We start from the raw sequence: 16,220 nt of genomic DNA, 5'->3' as shown, positions 1-16,220 counted from the left end.
TATTGAAAGCGCCGTATACCGAACGGTACGTACGGTGCTGTGAGAGGACGGCGGTTAGCCACCGCCTCCTACTCGATTTTCAGATCATTTTTAGCAATTTTTCAGTTTTAATTCCAGTTTCGGAATTTTTCTCTTTTTACAGATGCTCTTCCAGCTCACTGTTCCTATGTACCCCAGTGATCGCATACTCTGCCCACTCCGCGATATTTGTGGCGTGGTCGCCGATGCGCTCGTAGTATTTGGCGATCATGAGGATGTCCAGGATCTGTTCCTGGGTGGCCTCGCCGTTTAAGATACCGTCTGCCAGTTCTTTCTTTACCTGGGAGAACATATCGTCGATCACGTCATCGTAGGCGATGACTTCCTTTGTCTTCTTGAGGTCCTCGTTTGCGAAGCTCTCAATGCTCTCGCGGACCATGGACGCAACGGCTTTTGCCATCTCGCCAAGTCTTGTCGCCTTTACCGGCTCTAAGAGGTCTGTGGTCTTGATGATCTCCGCGATATCGCCCGCCTGGTCACCGATACGCTCCAGGTCTGTGATCATTTTTAATGCGGAAGAGATCTTTCTTAAGTCACTCGCCACCGGCTGCTGCTCTAAGAGAAGCTTCAAGCACTTGCTCTCGATATCTCTCTCCTTTAAGTCCACGTTCGCATCGTCTTGCAGGATCTTCGCCGCCTGCTCCCGGTCCATGTGCATCAGTGCCTCGTAAGTCCCGTCGATCATTTTCTCGCAGAGCAGTCCCATCTCCGCCAGCATCTTATGCAGCTCTTCCAATTGCTTTAAAAACGCGTCTCTCATAATCAGCCAAACCTCCCTGTGATGTAGCTTTCTGTCCGTTCGTCCCTCGGGTTCGCAAACAGATCACTTGTATTATTGTACTCGACGACCTCACCTAACAGGAAGAACGCTGTCTTGTCAGAGATACGCGCCGCCTGCTGCATGTTGTGGGTGACGATCACGATGGTGTATTTATCCTTTAATTCCATCGCCAGGTCCTCGATCTTCGATGTGGAGATCGGGTCCAGGGCAGAGGTCGGCTCATCCATCAAGATTACCTCCGGCTCCACCGCCAGGGTTCTCGCGATGCAGAGTCTCTGCTGCTGTCCGCCGGAAAGTCCCAGGGCACTCTTATTTAAGCGGTCCTTAAGCTCATCCCAGATCGCCGCCTGACGCAGGCTTTTCTCAACGATCTCGTCGAGATCCGCCTTTCTCGTGATCCCGAAGATCCTCGGGCCATAGGCGATGTTGTCGTAAATACTCTTCGGGAACGGGTTTGGCTGCTGGAATACCATGCCGACCTTGTGGCGCAGTGTGATGGCGTCCATATCCTTAAAGATGTTCTGCCCGTCAAGCTCCACTTTTCCGTCGATCTTTACATTCTCCACAAGATCGTTCATCCGGTTCAATGTCTTTAAAAATGTAGATTTTCCGCAGCCGGACGGTCCGATGAACGCGGTGATCTCATGGGCGCTGATCTGCATGTTGATGTCCTTAAGCGCATGGAACGAGCCGTAATGCAGATTCAGCTTTTCGATATCAAATTTCGGTTTCATATCAGTCATATATGTTTTCCTCTCTAAAACTCTCATATGCCATCCTCAGAGTTTCATTACTTCTTCCTCAAGAATCGTCATTGAGGTCCTTTTCCGAATATTTCTTACGCTGCCTCGCCAGAGCTCTTTTTCTTCAGATGATGGCTCCAAACATTCGCACCGATGCTGAATGCCAGAACCAGGATCATAAGGACCGCGGAGGCGGTGTTCGCCAGTGCCTTATCCTGACCGTTTACCTGAAGGTTCCAGATCTGGATCGACAATGTCTCTGCCGGGCGGAACGGGTTGAAGGGGCAGGTCGGGGTTGCCAGGTTCCAGTTGCCCCAGCGCAGGTCGCTTCCGGATCCTGTGGTGTAGAGGAGCGCTGCCGCCTCACCGAATCCACGTCCCGCCGCCAGGATGACGCCTGTCATGATGCGCGGGAGACATGCCGGGAGAAGTACATGGAAGATGGACTGCCATTTTGTCGCTCCAAGACCTAAACTCGCCTGAAAATATCCCGCCGGGAGTCCCTTGATGGCATCCTCGGTGGTCGTCGTGATAAGCGGAAGTGTCAGGATCGATACGGAGAGTGCACCCGCCATCAGGCTCTTTCCCATTCCGAAGAATACGAGGAATACCAGGTATCCGAACAGGCCCACAACGATGGACGGAAGGGAAGAAAGTGTCTCGATACACATTCTCAGAAACTTTGTCATTTTTCCCTGTTTCGCATACATGGCCAGATAAATTCCGGCGCAGACACCGAGGGGGATGGATACCAGCAGGGAGATAAATACGAGATAGATCGTGTTGAACAACTGGTTTCCGATGCTTCCTTTTCTCGCGAAGCGGAACATCTCCGGCTTTGCCCCCATGAGACCGCCGATGATGACCTTGCCCGCAAAACCGATCAGAAGAGCGAAGAAGAAGATCGCAACCAGGTAGAAAATGACTGTCATAACGCGGTCCACACCGCGCGAACGTCTGATCTTACTTTCCATGGTCTAATTTTCCCCCTTTGCTGCGAACTGCTTTACCGGCACTGCGGTCGTGCTGGTTTTCACAGAAGTGCTTGTTTTTTCTTCTTTCTCCGGCTTTACCGCTGTCACATGATGGATCAGGAAGATGAAGAACAGGGAGATTGCAAATAACAGCAGTGCCATGGTCCAGAGTGCGGATTTCATCTCGCCGCCCTCCATGGCGTTGCCCATCTGGGCCGCGATCTCGGTGGTCAGAGTCTTTGTCGTTGAAAAAATGCTTGTGGGAAGCGCTGTGGTCTGTCCGATGACCATGGCCACTGCCAGGGCCTCACCGAAGGCTCTCGCGAGACCTAAGATCACACCGGAAATGATTCCAGGCGCTGCCGCCGGAACTACGATCCGGTATATGGTCTGCCAGCGGGTAGAGCCGAGTCCGTACGCCGCCATTCTGCATTCCTTCGGTACGGAGTGAAGGGCATCCGCCGCAACACTTGTGATCGTCGGGAAGATCATGACCGCTAAGACCAGACCTGCTGCCAAGATGGAATGTCCCACCTGACGGTCAAACAAGATCTTGATCGCCGGTACAAGCACCGTAAGTCCCACCCAGCCATAGACAACAGACGGGATCCCGGCGAAGATCTCGACTACCGGGCGGTAGAATTTCTCGCCAAACTCCGGGGAGATCTCCGTGATGAAGATCGCTGATCCCAGAGAAAACGGAGTCGCGATGAGAAGCGCCAGGCCGCAGGTGCAGAGCGACCCAGCGATGAAGATCAGCGCACCGATGCTGCCGCCGCCTGCCATATTGTCCTCCGGTGCCCAGTCTGCAGATCCTAAGAATTCCAGGAAGGAATGTCTGTAAACCAGGAATGTGGACGATCCCTTGTATACAAGGAACGCGCCGATCACGATCGTCAGAAGAATTACGAACAGTCCACAGACAGTCATCAGATCCCGCCACAGATATTCTCTGACGAACATGCTTTTTTCTTTACCATTCTTCATAAGTCCTCCTGCTTCCTATATTCGAAGCAAATTCTATCAGGTCAGCCAGCCTTTTATCGGCTGGAAATAAGTCCATATACCGCATCGGGCGGGTCAGATTTTTCTGCCCCGCCCGTTTCGCAGCTCTCTGTCCATGTCCTCTCTGCATCCTGCCATCGGCTCATGGCTTTGCTGCCCCATTCTCGATTAATGCGTAACTGCTCAGTACCTTCACAGTTACGAGCAAAAATCTATTCCAAATCGACTGCCTTCCGGGCGACGTTTTCTTACGGTCAGCGCAGTAAACGCGCAGACCTACTGAACATTTATATTAATGTTCGGTGTTTGTCATCTTGGAAGATACGCCGTATCCTAAGGATTCCATCTTTGCGCCGTACTCATCGGACATGATGTAGTCAAGGAATGCGCTTACAACTTCGTCCGGCTCACCCTTTGTGTACATATGCTCAAATGTCCATACCGGATATTTTCCAGCGTATGTATTTTCAAGTGTCGGCTCTGCGCCATCGATCGCTACGGTTGCAACTCCCGCATCACCTGTCAGATAAGAAAGTGCTACATATCCGATCGCACCCTTCGTATCTTTTACATTCTGAAGAAGAACACCGGAATCATCTGTTTCCATGGAAGTATTGGAAGCTTCCTCGTTTCCGTCGAGAGCGTATTTCTGGAAGGTTGCTCTTGTACCGGAAGATGTCGGTCTCGTTACAAGGACAATGCTCTCATCCGGTCCGCCAACCTCTTTCCAGTTTGTTGTCTTTCCTGTGAAGATGTCGATGAGCTGCTGTTTTGTAAGCTCCTCAACGCCGCCTTCTTTTACATCGTTATTTACGATTGGAGCCATTGTGACTACGCATACCTGATGATCAACAAGCTCTTTTGCCTGTGTCTCGTCAAGCTTTGCGGAGGCCTCAACATCGGAGTTACCGATATTTACGGTTCCCTCGGAAACCTGCTTTAAGCCCTCGCCGGATCCTCCTGCGTCGATCGTGATGGAAACGTCCGGGTATTTCTCGATAAACATGTCTGCTGCATCGTCAACCAGCGGTTTTAATGCGGAAGAACCTGCCGCTGTGATCGATCCTGTAAGATCTGCTTTTTTCTCTGCTGCTGTTGTCGCTGCTTCTTTTGCTGTCTCTGCTGCTGCCGCAGTTGTTGTCGCTGCTGTACTACTGCTGCTTCCGCATCCTGTCATCATGCTGACTGCTAATACTCCTGCACCTGCAAGTGCCATTACTTTTCTTGTTTTCATAATTCTTTTCTCCTCCTCAAAGGTCTTTGTTTTTATTTTTTCTTTCTCTGTACAGTATTATTTTTATCACGAATCCCCGAAACCAAAAACCATGGTTCGGTAACTACTTTGTATAATCTATGTAAATTGTAAATTCAGATTTTCGTTTGAAAATATAGCCGGGTAAAACCTTTCCACTGTGCCGGACTACCGCGAATTCAAAAAAATCAGCCATTTGTCGAGATTTTTCACAGTAGTACCGTTATCGCACAGGTATGGATATGGCCCGCTGCACGCAAAAAAAGACGCACCATCTGGTAGTCTGGAATATTTCTTCCAAATCAATCAGACGATGCGTCTTGATCCTTAATATCCTATATTTCCTTTATAACCTTTGAGCCTGGCCTCTATTCTTAAATTCCGGCTGCCGGGCCTTCAGCCGCTACACTTCCTTCACCCGGAACTGTTACCGAACTCTGTCCTTCCGTCGGGGTTGCCGGACCTGCACTCGTTGTCGCTTCCGGAACTGCCGTCGACTTCTCATATCCCGGGCCGATCGGGGCTTCCGTTGTCATATCCTGCGGACTTGACGGTCTGTATGCCTCCATGGAGGTCTCTGCTTCGTCCGTCGGACTTCCTGCATGGCTCTCGGTCGGTTTTGCGATCACATTGCCGTTGGCATCCGTTTCCGTCTCATGCAGATAGCCGCTGTTATGAGCTCCTGATGTAGTTTCGATCGGCTTGCCGTCCGGTCCTGTCTCAGTTTCACCCGTGCTCTCAGATTCCTTCTTGGATTCTTCGAGCATGGACTCCATCTGGGATTCTTCCTGACTCTCCTGCTTACTCTCCTCTTCAGCGGAAAGTGTCGTGGCCTCCGTCTCGCCCTTCGGGATATATCCCTGATCCGTCGCTACATGATCGATCTCCTTGCCAGCCTTATTCAGTCCAGTAAGTTCAGCGATCTTATTGCTGATCGTCTGGACCGTGCTGGATGGCTTGTAGTCCTCTTCACCATAGAGGAACTTGTGAAGGCTTGTAACATTGCTCACGAGTGTCTGCGGGATAACACAGGACAATTTCAGCTTGCCGATCTTCATCTTCTGCTCTCCGCGGGCTGCCGGGAATCCGGTCGTCTCACCGAGATGGTATTTCGTGACATTCTTCGCCATCGGAAGGATATCATTCATATTGATATTTGTCGCGCACATCGCGGACATATTGCCGATCAGGCTGTTTAATGTCGCAAAGTCTGCCTTTTTCGCCTTCTCGAATGCCTTCTGGATTACAAGTCTCTGGCGCTCTGTACGCGCATAGTCACTGTCCATCAGACGAAGACGTCCATAGGCAACGGCCTGTACGCCATCCAGATGGTTCACACCTGCTTTCTTTAACTGTACAGAACCAATTCCGGTACCTTTTACCGTCTCTGTGATGAACGCGTTGATGTAGTAGAACTCGGACTTACTGATATCGATGTCGACACCGCCGAGGATGTTGATCGCTGTTGCGACTGCCTTCCAGTTGAACGCTACATAGTGGGTGATGTTGAGATCCAGATTCTTATTCAGGGCTTTTACGGCCTGTTCCGGACCACCCATCGCATATGCCGCGTTGATCTTATTGTATGTGTTCTTGTCGCTCACATTCAGGTAAGTGTCGCGGAATACGGATGCCAGCTTGATCTCTCCGGTCTCACGATTTAAGTTCACGATCATGATAACATCGGACTGGTTGCCTTTTCCTGTGGAATTGTCACGGGAGTCCAGGCCAAATACCGCAATGGTCCAGTAGCCTTTTTCCATCTTATCTCTCATTTCCAGAGAGATGTTCTCATTCCGAACGTCCGCAATATCAAAATTATTCTGTCCGTTCATCTTTCCGAAGTTGTGCTGGATATAGCCGTATACCGCTGCGGCAAAACCCAGGACCAGAACGATCAGGGCGATCAGAACACCGATGATGATCTTTTTCTTCTTGTTTCCGTTTTTCCGTCTTCTGTGATTGTGGGAAGCTGCCCCATGGCTCTTTGCTGCGGCACGGCCTGCACGGCTTCCCGGGTCAGCACTCATAGAATACAGATCTTCCGTCCTGTGAGTGCGGCGTTTTGCGGACGTCTCACTCTCGCTCTCACGCCGTCTGCTCTTTCTGGCGCGGGAACGGTCTAATTCGTCTTCATAATTCATGTCATTTGTCCTCGTCTTAGTAAGCGTTTTTATTGATGAATCCCTTGAAAACCGTCAGGAACATGATCTTGAAATCAAGACCAAGTGTCCAGTTCTCGATATAATAGAGATCATGCTCGATCCGTTTAATGATCGAAGTGTCTCCACGGTAACCATTCACCTGCGCCCAGCCGGTAAGGCCCGGACGGACCTGATGCTTGATCATATATCGCGGGATTTCTTCCTTAAATTTTTCAACGAAAAATGGCCGTTCCGGTCTCGGACCCACAAGACTCATATCACCAATCAGGATATTAAAGAACTGCGGCACCTCGTCGATGCTTGTACGGCGGATAATTTTTCCGATGAGAGTTACACGGGCATCTCCCTTTGTTGTCCAGCGGCTCTTCTCCTTGCCCGGATCCTGAACCGTCATGGAACGGAATTTATACATTTTAAACGACCGGTTGTGAAGGCCGACTCGTTCCTGACAAAAAATGATCGGTCCCGGAGATGTCAGCTTTATGAGCACTGCCACGATCAGCATGATCGGGGAGAAAAGTACGATCCCCACGATCGCACCCACGATATCGACGGCTCTCTTTACCATCGCATTCATCGGATCATTCAACGGAACGCGGCGGATATGGATCACCGGCAGGCCCTGGAGATCTTCCATATACGGGATCGTCGGGATAATGTTCCCGTAATCCGGGATAAACTTCGTGTGCACGCCGGATTTTTCACAGAGAGCAACGATATGGCGGAGTTTTTCATACTCGCTCAGGCTCAGTGTGACGGCGATCTCATCGAGACTGTTCTGCTCTAAAATATAGTCGAGGTCCTCGATGCAGCCGATGACCTTTACTCCCTTATACTCACTTCCGCGTTCCTTCGTATCATCAATGATCCCGCGGATCGTGTACCCCCATTCCGGATTCTTGTTTACCCGGTCGATAAACCCTTCCGCTGCGGAGGAATAGCCAACTAACAGGATATGTTTCTGATTGTATCCTTTTGAGCGCATGGAACGAAGCACGATCCGGATTCCATTCCGCTCAATGGTCATAAACGCCACGTTCAGCACATAGAAATATACGACCAGTCTCTGGGAGAAGTTGTAGAGATGCGGCTCTTTTCTTCCAAAGTACAGGATCAGACCAAAAATAAGGAGTCCGATCGTGTTTGCCTTGAATATCTTTCCGAATTCATTTCTGCGTCCGAGTACACGCTTCGGCGTGTACAGTCCAAAAAAGGAGTACAAAAGCAGATACGCCGGAATAATGACAAGGAGCGCGCCAAAATAAAAACCGACCTCAAGTGTCCGTTTTCCGAGCAGGTTCGCCCATCCGCTTCCGATTACGATAAACCATGCAAGCAGATAAGAGAATGCGGTCACGAAGGCGTCAAGCACAACGTGAAAACGGTTGAGGCTCTTCTGATTATCTTTGATCATATAATTTTCACCCTGTTTTCCAAGGAACATGCCGGTCAGAATTCTTTCCGTGATCAGCGCATGCACAGCCGCGCCAGCCAATTCCCCCGGCAGGTATTTTCAACTATACCATGCCCCGTCAGACTGCCTTTCTCAAGTCACTCCCCCCGGACATAGTACCGCCATCATAAAAAATATGCATACATAGTATACATAAAATTTACCCATTTGCATATAAACGATTTCTTAAGAAAATCTGAGATTTCCGTAAATTATTCGTTTATTTTGCATAAAAGCAGCCGTTCAGCCTATCCGCACTGAGCCGGCCGCACAGCGTCCGGCGAAGAATCTCAGGCTTTCGCTCCAAGCTTCGCCGCCTGTCTCCTGGAAAACTCATAAACATAGACTGCGGTTCCGGCGATCAGCTCAAGCTGGATCCCGATCTCCCGCTGTATTCTTCCTTTAAAGGAAGGGACGCGTTTACAGTTCTTTAATGTTCTGATCCCCTCAAGGAATCCGGACACATAGTCTTTTCCGAATCCCATCTTTTTAAAAAACAGGAACTTTACAAATGTTCCCGCGAGAAGACACGGAGAATTTAAAAGTAACTGCCAGGTGCGCATATTTTTGTAATTCAGATACACATTATTCCTCGCGGCAAGCTTCACCTTAAAGGAATTATACTTCGATCCGCTTGTCCCGCTGCCTACATGGTACACCACAGCTTCCGGGCAGAATACGTTGTCATATCCGTAAAGCTTCGCCCGGTATCCCACATCGATATCCTCGAGGTAGGCGAAATGCATCTCATCGAAGTATCCGATGGTCTCAAACACTTCCCGGCGGTAGATTGCCGCACCGGCACACGCCGTAAAGACGCGGCAGCTCTTTTTATAAAGCTTTTCCGGACGCCCGACGCCCCGCTGGAACGCCCAGCCGAGGACGCTGTACATGTCTCCGGCATCGTCCATGAGGTCCGGATGGTACATCTGGATCATCTTGCTGCTGACGGAAAAGATCTTCTCCGACCGGTCCATGGCCCTCTCCAACGCTTCGACGTAGTGGGGAGCCACTTTTGTATCATTATTTAATAAGATCACATAAGGCGTATCTGCCGCCCTGATCCCCACGTTTACCGCACCGGAAAAGCCAGTGTTTTCCGGAAGAAAGATCGACGGGATCTCCCGCTCCTTCAGCCACTCCACGCTGCCGTCCGTGGAACCGTTGTCCACCACCAGGATCTTGAAATCCTTTGTCGTCTGCTTTTCCAGTGCCTCAAAGCACAGTTCCATAAACGAAAGTCCGTTGTAATTCGGAATTATGATCGTTGTCTTCATTCGTCTAACGGTACCTCCAGTTTATATGGTTCCCCGATTTTTTCCTTTTTCAGGTCACGCAGCGCAAAATTTGATTTTCTCAGTGTCAGGTTCGGATTGTAGTACGGATCTCCGTCTCTCAGGATCTCCGGCCAGCGCTTCGCGAAGGTGGCGATCTCACGGTTAAATCGCTCCACCTTCTCCGGTGTGTCCTCAAGTCCGCGGGACTTGGATTCATAGTGGTGAAGCACCGCATAAGGCGCGTATACTACAAGTTTTCCGAGCTTTCTCACCTTCATGCAGTAATCAATATCATTGAAAGCCACCGCGAGCTCTTCTGTAAATCCCCCCACAGCGTCAAATACGGAACGCTTGCTCATCATGCAGGCCGCTGTGACCGCGCTGTAATCCTGGGCACACATCGCGCGGTTGAAATAGCTGTTCTCGGATTTATGAAGTCCGATAAACGTATGACCGGCGATACCGCCGAAACCGATAACAACACCGGCGTGCTGGATCGTGTCATCCTCATAGAGCAGTCTCGCTCCGGCGATCCCCACGTCCTCCCTCTGGACAAAGCCAAGCATCTCTTCCACAAAATTCTTTGCGATCAGTTCGATATCGTTGTTCATAAACAGAAGGTACTCGCCCTTTGCGTGCTGTACGCCGAAGTTGTTGATCGCGGAATAGTTGAACTCTCTTTCCCAGCGGACAACATGCACATTCGGGAATTCCTTCTGGATCTTTTCATAGTAATCCCAGGTCACCTGCTCTGTACTGTTGTTCTCCACGATGACGAACTCCAGATTCTTATAGGTTCCCTCCGTCAGCATCGGACGAATACAGTTGTCAAGATCCACGGTGTGGTCCTTGTTTGGGATAATTACAGATACCAGCGGAGCATCCTTGATCTTAAACGTCGTGTGATAGATCCCGTAATCCACACCCTTTTCTACCTTTTCTGCCTCAATTCCCACTCTCTTATAGTGGTCCATAATGGCACGGGAACCGGCTGTGAAGGCATAAAGCTTGCTCTCCGGGTTGCTTGCCGTGGAATTTGGGTGGCAGCGCCAGTGATAGAGCACCTTCGGGATATGGCAGATCTGCTTTGCATTCTCTGTACAGCGGAAAATAAAGTCGTAATCCTGGGCTCCGTCATATTCCGGCCGGAAACCGCCGACTTTATCGAGCAGTTCTTTTTTCACCACAAACAGATGGCAGATATAGTTGACGCTCGTCAACAGGTCCGGATTGAAATCCGGCTTGAAATGCGGGTCGAACAGTTCATCCCCATCCATGTCAAGCTTGTCCTCATCGGAATAGAGGACATCGCAGTTTTCATTCTCATTCAGTTTTTTCGCGCACTCAAAGAGCGCGTTCGGTGTCAGACGGTCATCATGATCCGCAAGAACAATGAAATCACCTTCTGCCATCTCAAGGGCGGCATTCGTATTTCCGGAGATACCGCGGTTTTCCCCCAGTACCTGATAGCGGATTCTTGCATCTTTCTCCGCATATTTCTTTAAAACATTCCCGACACTCTCACCCGCCGGGCTGCCGTCCGCGATACAGAGTTCCCAGTTCGCGTAAGTCTGCTCCACGATGGAGTCCAGCATTTCCTTCAGGAATTTCTCCGGAGTCTTATAGACCGGGATCACGATCGAAAATTTCGGCATATAATCGAACTTCTTTTTCTTCTGCTCTTCCAGTTCTTCCTCCGACGGTTTCGTGAGATTCCACCACTCTGCGTAGTCGTAATCGTCGTCAATTCCCTGGATCTTGTGCTTGGATTTTAAGATCAGGGCCTTCAGGCCATTTTCCTTTAAGAAGTCCCAGGCAACATGGACTGTCTCCATGTTCATAAGGTTCATGAGCTTCTGTACCTTGCGATTTGCCGCTCCGGTCTTCCTGCGGATCGCCATATCGCTGTATTTCACACGGGTCGTCTTCTTCCCGCCGCAGATCACAAGATAATAATTCTTTCCATGTTCATACGGAAAACGGATATCAAAGCCGAGATCACGGTCGATGATCTTCTTATAATAGATCTGGCTCACGTCATCTCTTCTCGTCGGAACGATCTTTGCCTTCACCGGCTGTCCCGCTTCATCCTCGACCCGGTAGGTGATCACGGAATCCGGGTTGCTCTCAACAGCCCAGCCATTTAACTGGATCGTCTGCTCCCGGACTCTCATCACTTCAACACTGTACTTCATACTTCCTCCTGTGCACCGGCCGGTGTATCAAAATTGATGCGCTCCTCCTCCACAACGAGCGGGCGGTGCATCACACGGGTATTGATGCTCATGATATACTCGCCAAGCAGACCGATAAAAAAGATCTGGACAGAACCAAGAAAGCACATTCCGATGAGAAGCGGTGCCATACCTGCCATAAAGCGGTCCCAATATAAGAGTTTCATGATCAGATATATGACTGCTACGATAAAGCTCACGCCGCCGCAGAAGGCGCCGAAAAAGGTTGCCAGGCGCAGGCCCGCTTTTGTGTAGGACGTAAAGCTGAGCATCGCCGCGTCATATAATTTATAGAAGTTATTGTGGGTCTTTCCCGCGCGGCGCTTCGGCTGCTCGTACGGGATCTCTTTTCTCTTAAAGCCTAACTCCGCAACGATCCCGCGAAGGAACGGGGTCGGATCGTTTAAGTTTCTTAAGACCTCGATAAACTGTCTGTCGTAGAGTCCGGAGCCTGTAAAGTGCTCGATCTGCTCCACATCAGATAATTTCCGGATCAGTTTGTAGTAGCAGCTTCTGAGCCAGTACATAATCGGGTTCTCTTTGCTGCTCGTCTTGATTCCGATGACGATCTTATAGCCATTCTCCCACTCGTGGACATACTTCGGAATCAGTTCCACCGGATCCTGGAAATCCGCCACCATGGAGATCACGCAGTCACCGGTTACCTGAAGGATTCCATAATACGGAGAATTGAACTGTCCAAAGTTTCTCGCGTTGAAGATCGCCTTGATCTTCGGATTCTTCGCGCAGAGCATGCGGAGCAGTTCTCTTGTCTTATCGGTGGAGTCGTTGTCGATGAAGACCAGCTCATAGTCGTACTGAGGCAGTTCTTTTGTGATAATGCCGATGACCGCTTCGCTGATCGGAACGACATTCTCCTCCTCGTTATAGCATGGAATCAAAACGCTGATTTTTTTCATGTTATATTTTCTTCTTCCTTAAATTTTACCTGACCGGTACCTTCGGGCACCTTTTTCAGTTTCTTTCAGCAGTGCGGCGGACGCCGATCTGCTGAACTTTTTTTCTAAATTGTTGCCTAGTCTTTAACTTTTATCATTGTAACCATTTTTTCTGTTTTGTCAATACTCGACGTATTTCGCGGCATTTTTTCCCAATCTGTGATCGGTCTGCATTTTCAACTGATTGCTGCCCTCTCTGCCACCCCAGAATTGCTTTCTTGTTCAGTTAAATGGTTCTCTTTCTGAGCGCGATCATCCTTGTAATTCCGGTCTTGAAATCGACCTCTGGCTTCCATCCCGTCACCGTCTCCAGCTTTTCGATGGACGGCATCAGATTGATCAGACCTTCGGCGTTCTCCCCGCGGGTGTTGTATTGGCTCTCGCCCTGTCCGCCGCAGAGTTCGTGGATCTCCTCCACGAATTCCTTTAATACCTTTGTCTCAGCACCGCCGAAGTTAAATACAGGATTTTCAAGTCCCTCAAACGCACTTTCCGAAGCTTCGCAGAGCGCCGCCATCCCTCTAGCCAGATCGTCGATATAGAGGAAATTCCACTTCTGGGTACATGCCCCCAGGGACATTTCCTTATTGTTCAGGAATGCGTCCAGGCATGACTCCACGAGAGTCCACGGGTGGTCCCCGGGGCCGTAGGCGCTGAAAATCCTGGCGTGAATGTACCGCAGTCCCAGTTCATCACAGAGTTTTTCTCCCTTTTCCCGCATGGCAAGCTTCGCCTCTCCATACAGGGATTTCGGCTCGCAGACCGTGTCCTCCGTGATCAGATCCTGGTGCATTCCGTACTCCGCCTGGGAGCCGGAGAACAGGAACTTTTTACAGCCTAGGGCTTTCGCCGTCCGAATCGTCTCCAGAGAGATCTCCATATTCTTCTCCTGAAGCGCCTTGTCCGTTCTTGACGCGCTCCCGGATCCTCCCCAGCCGAAATGGCAGAACACGTCCTGCGGTTTTGTCACTTTTTCTAAAAGCTTTTCCGGCTCGGAAAGATCATTTTCCGTCACGAGAAGACGCCCGGATAAAAGTGCCTCCTCATTTCCCTCAAGGATCGTATCAAGTTTTGAGGATTTGGGGCGCACAATGGCGGTCACCGTGTGCCCTCTCCGTAAGAGTTCCCGCACCGTTGCCGCGCCGACAAAGCTCGTCGAACCTGTCATGATGATATTCATATTCTGCTGCCCCTTTCCTCATTTAACACTGATCAATCATCCATCTTATTCCCGATTGCCAGTATATTGTACATGATGTTACTGTATACGGGTAGGAATTTTCTGAACCATCTTGCATTTTCTTCTAAGTTCCATGTCCCAGGCACACTGAACCTTCTTATTTATTCTCTACTAACGGAATAATCATATTTTCCTTCAGCTCTTCCTCCGGAAGGAACGGAGCCAGATCCTCCAGCGGTACGGATACCATGGTTCCGTCCGGCAGCATCTTTGCGGCTGCCTTCGGCTCGAAGCCCTGTTTCATATCCACGAAGATCTCACAGATCACCGGACCGTCCATGGCAAGTGTCTTCTCCACCGCCTCGCCGAGCTCGCTGTTGTGGTGGGCTGCCACATACGGATAACCGTATGCCCACGCAAGCTTCTCCATGCTCGGGAAGCTTAAGTCGTGGCTGTCCACGCCGATTCCCACTAACGGCTCATGGAAGTGGGTCTTCTGGGTCTGGCGGATGGAGTGGTAACCACCGTTGTTGATCAGGAAGATCTTGATTCCCATATGATGGTGAACGATGGTCTGGAGCTCCTGAAGATTCATCTGGATACTTCCGTCACCTGTCACAAGGATGATGTCCTTTGTATGGTCTGCGACCCAGGCACCGATGGCTGCCGGAAGATCGTAGCCCATGGACGCGATGGCAGAGTTGCTGATGAACCGCTGTCCTTTCTTCATCTCGTAGGCATGTCCGCCTACTACGCACGCGGAGCCATTTCCCACAACGGTGATCTGATCTTCCTCTCCGCGCCTGCTGATCTCCTTGATCGCCGCGTAAACATTTGCAGGCTCGTCATCTCCGGCCTCATAGTGTTTCGGAAGAACGACCGGGTATTTTTCTTTCCATTCCTGGCAGCGTCTGATCCACCAGTCCACGGCTTCTTTGTCCTTTGCTCCACCGTTCGGATCGAACTCTTCCTCGTCGAGGACGAGCTCCAGCTTTTCGAGGAGGTCCCTGACGTCCGCATGGACCGGCATGTCAACATGGACCGTCGGTTTCTTTAACTCCTCGGCGTCGATATCATTGTAGATCACATAGGCCTCTCTCGCCCAGGTCGGGTAGTTATAGCCCACCTGACGGATCGAGAGACGGCTTCCCAATGACAATAAGAGATCGCTGTTCTGTACCGCAAAGTTTCCGGCACGGTCACCCATATGTCCGGCACGTCCCACATAGAGCGGGTCTGTGTCATACATGCAGTCGATGCTGTTCCAGCCGGTGACAACCGGGATTCCAAGCTTCTTTACGACTCTCGCGAATACATCGAATGCCTTTCCGATTCGGATTCCGTTTCCGGCGTTGATCACCGGGCGCTTCGCCTCGCGGACCTTCTTTAAGATTTCTCTCGCCTGCTCTACCGTCACAGGATCCGGCAGTTTCACACGTTTTTCGCCCTGTCCGCTCACATCGGACGGGATCATTGCCGGTTTCCCTTCAACTTTATTCATCATGCAGATCGTACATCCGGAACATCCGGTTCCGTGACCGGACCAGCCGGTTCCGCCTGCTTCGTAATCGTCCTTATCAAATCCGAGAAGCGCTTCCGTCTCAATGTAAGCCCCCTGAACATTCAACGGAATATCGAGCCAGCACGGTCCCGGTCTTCCTGTCTGCGCCAGATAAAGCGATTTCTCCAGACAGAAACGGATCCGCATCGGGTCCAGCACCATCTCGCTGTACTTTGTCATGCAGTCGATCGCCTTTGTGATCTCGAATTCCTGATCCCCCATCGCACGGATCCCCAGTCCTGTGCTGTGGGCGGTCGTGTCATAGCGGACCTGTCCGGATAAAACGAGCATCGGGATCGAGTCGAGCCATCCGCCGACAACGCCTGTGATCGCGTTTGTTCCGCCGGGACCTGTTGTCACGCAGAGAGCCGCAATCTTGTTATGGATCCTCGCGTAGGCCTCAGCCGCGATGGCACAGGCCTGCTCGTGATGGTTAAAATAGCAATGCAGTCCCGGCTGATGTCCAAGTCCGTCATCCAGGTGCATCGCGCCGCCGCCCGTTACCATAAACGCGTCGGTGATGCCCTCGTCTACCAGCTTCTGGGCAATATAATCAGAAACCTTCATTCTCATAAGTGAAACCTTCTCCTCTCTCAA

The 16,220-nt window shown here is 50.6% G+C and carries 12 protein-coding genes; all 12 read right to left on the bottom strand.

Going from position 1 to position 16,220, the window contains the following annotated elements; all coding sequences use genetic code 11:
• Positions 1–136: 136 nt before the first annotated feature.
• The 12 genes from phoU to GPK83_RS06545 all read right to left on the bottom strand — a co-directional run bounded on the left by phoU (position 137) and on the right by GPK83_RS06545 (position 16,196).
• Positions 137–799, bottom strand: coding sequence for a phosphate signaling complex protein PhoU (gene phoU, locus GPK83_RS06600; protein ID WP_215704325.1), 663 nt, complete (start codon positions 797–799; stop codon positions 137–139).
• A 2-nt stretch (positions 800–801) separates the two neighbouring features.
• Positions 802–1,563, bottom strand: coding sequence for a phosphate ABC transporter ATP-binding protein PstB (gene pstB, locus GPK83_RS06595; RefSeq protein WP_215704324.1), 762 nt, complete (start codon positions 1,561–1,563; stop codon positions 802–804).
• Positions 1,564–1,658: 95 nt separating this feature from the next.
• Positions 1,659–2,537, bottom strand: a complete 879-nt coding sequence (gene pstA, locus GPK83_RS06590) for a phosphate ABC transporter permease PstA (RefSeq protein WP_117469213.1) — start codon at positions 2,535–2,537, stop codon at positions 1,659–1,661.
• A gap of 3 nt (positions 2,538–2,540) precedes the next feature.
• Positions 2,541–3,524 (bottom strand): phosphate ABC transporter permease subunit PstC, encoded by a 984-nt coding sequence (gene pstC, locus GPK83_RS06585; RefSeq protein WP_118530007.1) that lies wholly within the window; start codon positions 3,522–3,524, stop codon positions 2,541–2,543.
• Between the two features lie 310 nt (positions 3,525–3,834).
• On the bottom strand, positions 3,835–4,776 hold the full coding sequence (locus GPK83_RS06580) for a phosphate ABC transporter substrate-binding protein (RefSeq protein WP_015553364.1): 942 nt from the start codon (positions 4,774–4,776) through the stop codon (positions 3,835–3,837).
• A gap of 392 nt (positions 4,777–5,168) precedes the next feature.
• The gene (locus tag GPK83_RS06575) at positions 5,169–6,938 is read right to left on the bottom strand and encodes an LCP family protein (protein WP_252196252.1); all 1,770 of its coding nucleotides are present in this window, start codon (positions 6,936–6,938) and stop codon (positions 5,169–5,171) included.
• A 16-nt stretch (positions 6,939–6,954) separates the two neighbouring features.
• A complete protein-coding gene (locus GPK83_RS06570) occupies positions 6,955–8,373 on the bottom strand; it encodes an undecaprenyl-phosphate glucose phosphotransferase (protein WP_215704323.1) in 1,419 nt (472 codons plus the stop codon).
• 329 nt (positions 8,374–8,702) lie between these two features.
• The gene (locus GPK83_RS06565) at positions 8,703–9,689 is read right to left on the bottom strand and encodes a glycosyltransferase family 2 protein (RefSeq protein WP_117551707.1); all 987 of its coding nucleotides are present in this window, start codon (positions 9,687–9,689) and stop codon (positions 8,703–8,705) included.
• On the bottom strand, positions 9,686–11,884 hold the full coding sequence (locus GPK83_RS06560; RefSeq protein WP_117551708.1) for a glycosyltransferase family 2 protein: 2,199 nt from the start codon (positions 11,882–11,884) through the stop codon (positions 9,686–9,688). Before GPK83_RS06560 ends, GPK83_RS06565 begins: the two co-directional genes overlap by 4 nt.
• Positions 11,881–12,843, bottom strand: a complete 963-nt coding sequence (locus tag GPK83_RS06555; RefSeq protein WP_117551709.1) for a glycosyltransferase family 2 protein — start codon at positions 12,841–12,843, stop codon at positions 11,881–11,883. Before GPK83_RS06555 ends, GPK83_RS06560 begins: the two co-directional genes overlap by 4 nt.
• Positions 12,844–13,108: 265 nt before the next feature.
• Entirely contained in the window at positions 13,109–14,062 is a 954-nt protein-coding gene (locus tag GPK83_RS06550; protein WP_117551710.1) for an NAD(P)-dependent oxidoreductase, read from the bottom strand.
• A gap of 157 nt (positions 14,063–14,219) precedes the next feature.
• On the bottom strand, positions 14,220–16,196 hold the full coding sequence (locus GPK83_RS06545) for a thiamine pyrophosphate-binding protein (RefSeq protein WP_021905575.1): 1,977 nt from the start codon (positions 16,194–16,196) through the stop codon (positions 14,220–14,222).
• Between the last annotated feature and the right edge of the window lie 24 nt (positions 16,197–16,220).

The sequence above is a fragment of the Clostridium sp. MCC328 genome (genome assembly GCF_018785465.1).
In the GTDB taxonomy this organism is placed as follows: Bacteria; Bacillota; Clostridia; order Lachnospirales; family Lachnospiraceae; genus Pilosibacter; species Pilosibacter fragilis.
The sequence above is the reverse complement of the archived record's forward strand: the minus strand, read 5'-3'. Positions and strand labels throughout refer to the sequence as shown.

Bases quoted from the DNA above. Each gene is read 5' to 3' on its own strand.
- phoU (WP_215704325.1), bottom strand. From the start codon at position 799: ATGAGAGACGCGTTTTTAAAGCAATTGGAAGAGCTGCATAAGATGCTG.
- pstB (WP_215704324.1), bottom strand. From the start codon at position 1,563: ATGACTGATATGAAACCGAAATTTGATATCGAAAAGCTGAATCTGCAT.
- pstA (WP_117469213.1), bottom strand. From the start codon at position 2,537: ATGGAAAGTAAGATCAGACGTTCGCGCGGTGTGGACCGCGTTATGACA.
- pstC (WP_118530007.1), bottom strand. From the start codon at position 3,524: ATGAAGAATGGTAAAGAAAAAAGCATGTTCGTCAGAGAATATCTGTGG.
- GPK83_RS06580 (WP_015553364.1), bottom strand. From the start codon at position 4,776: ATGAAAACAAGAAAAGTAATGGCACTTGCAGGTGCAGGAGTATTAGCA.
- GPK83_RS06575 (WP_252196252.1), bottom strand. From the start codon at position 6,938: ATGAATTATGAAGACGAATTAGACCGTTCCCGCGCCAGAAAGAGCAGA.
- GPK83_RS06570 (WP_215704323.1), bottom strand. From the start codon at position 8,373: ATGATCAAAGATAATCAGAAGAGCCTCAACCGTTTTCACGTTGTGCTT.
- GPK83_RS06565 (WP_117551707.1), bottom strand. From the start codon at position 9,689: ATGAAGACAACGATCATAATTCCGAATTACAACGGACTTTCGTTTATG.
- GPK83_RS06560 (WP_117551708.1), bottom strand. From the start codon at position 11,884: ATGAAGTACAGTGTTGAAGTGATGAGAGTCCGGGAGCAGACGATCCAG.
- GPK83_RS06555 (WP_117551709.1), bottom strand. From the start codon at position 12,843: ATGAAAAAAATCAGCGTTTTGATTCCATGCTATAACGAGGAGGAGAAT.
- GPK83_RS06550 (WP_117551710.1), bottom strand. From the start codon at position 14,062: ATGAATATCATCATGACAGGTTCGACGAGCTTTGTCGGCGCGGCAACG.
- GPK83_RS06545 (WP_021905575.1), bottom strand. From the start codon at position 16,196: ATGAGAATGAAGGTTTCTGATTATATTGCCCAGAAGCTGGTAGACGAG.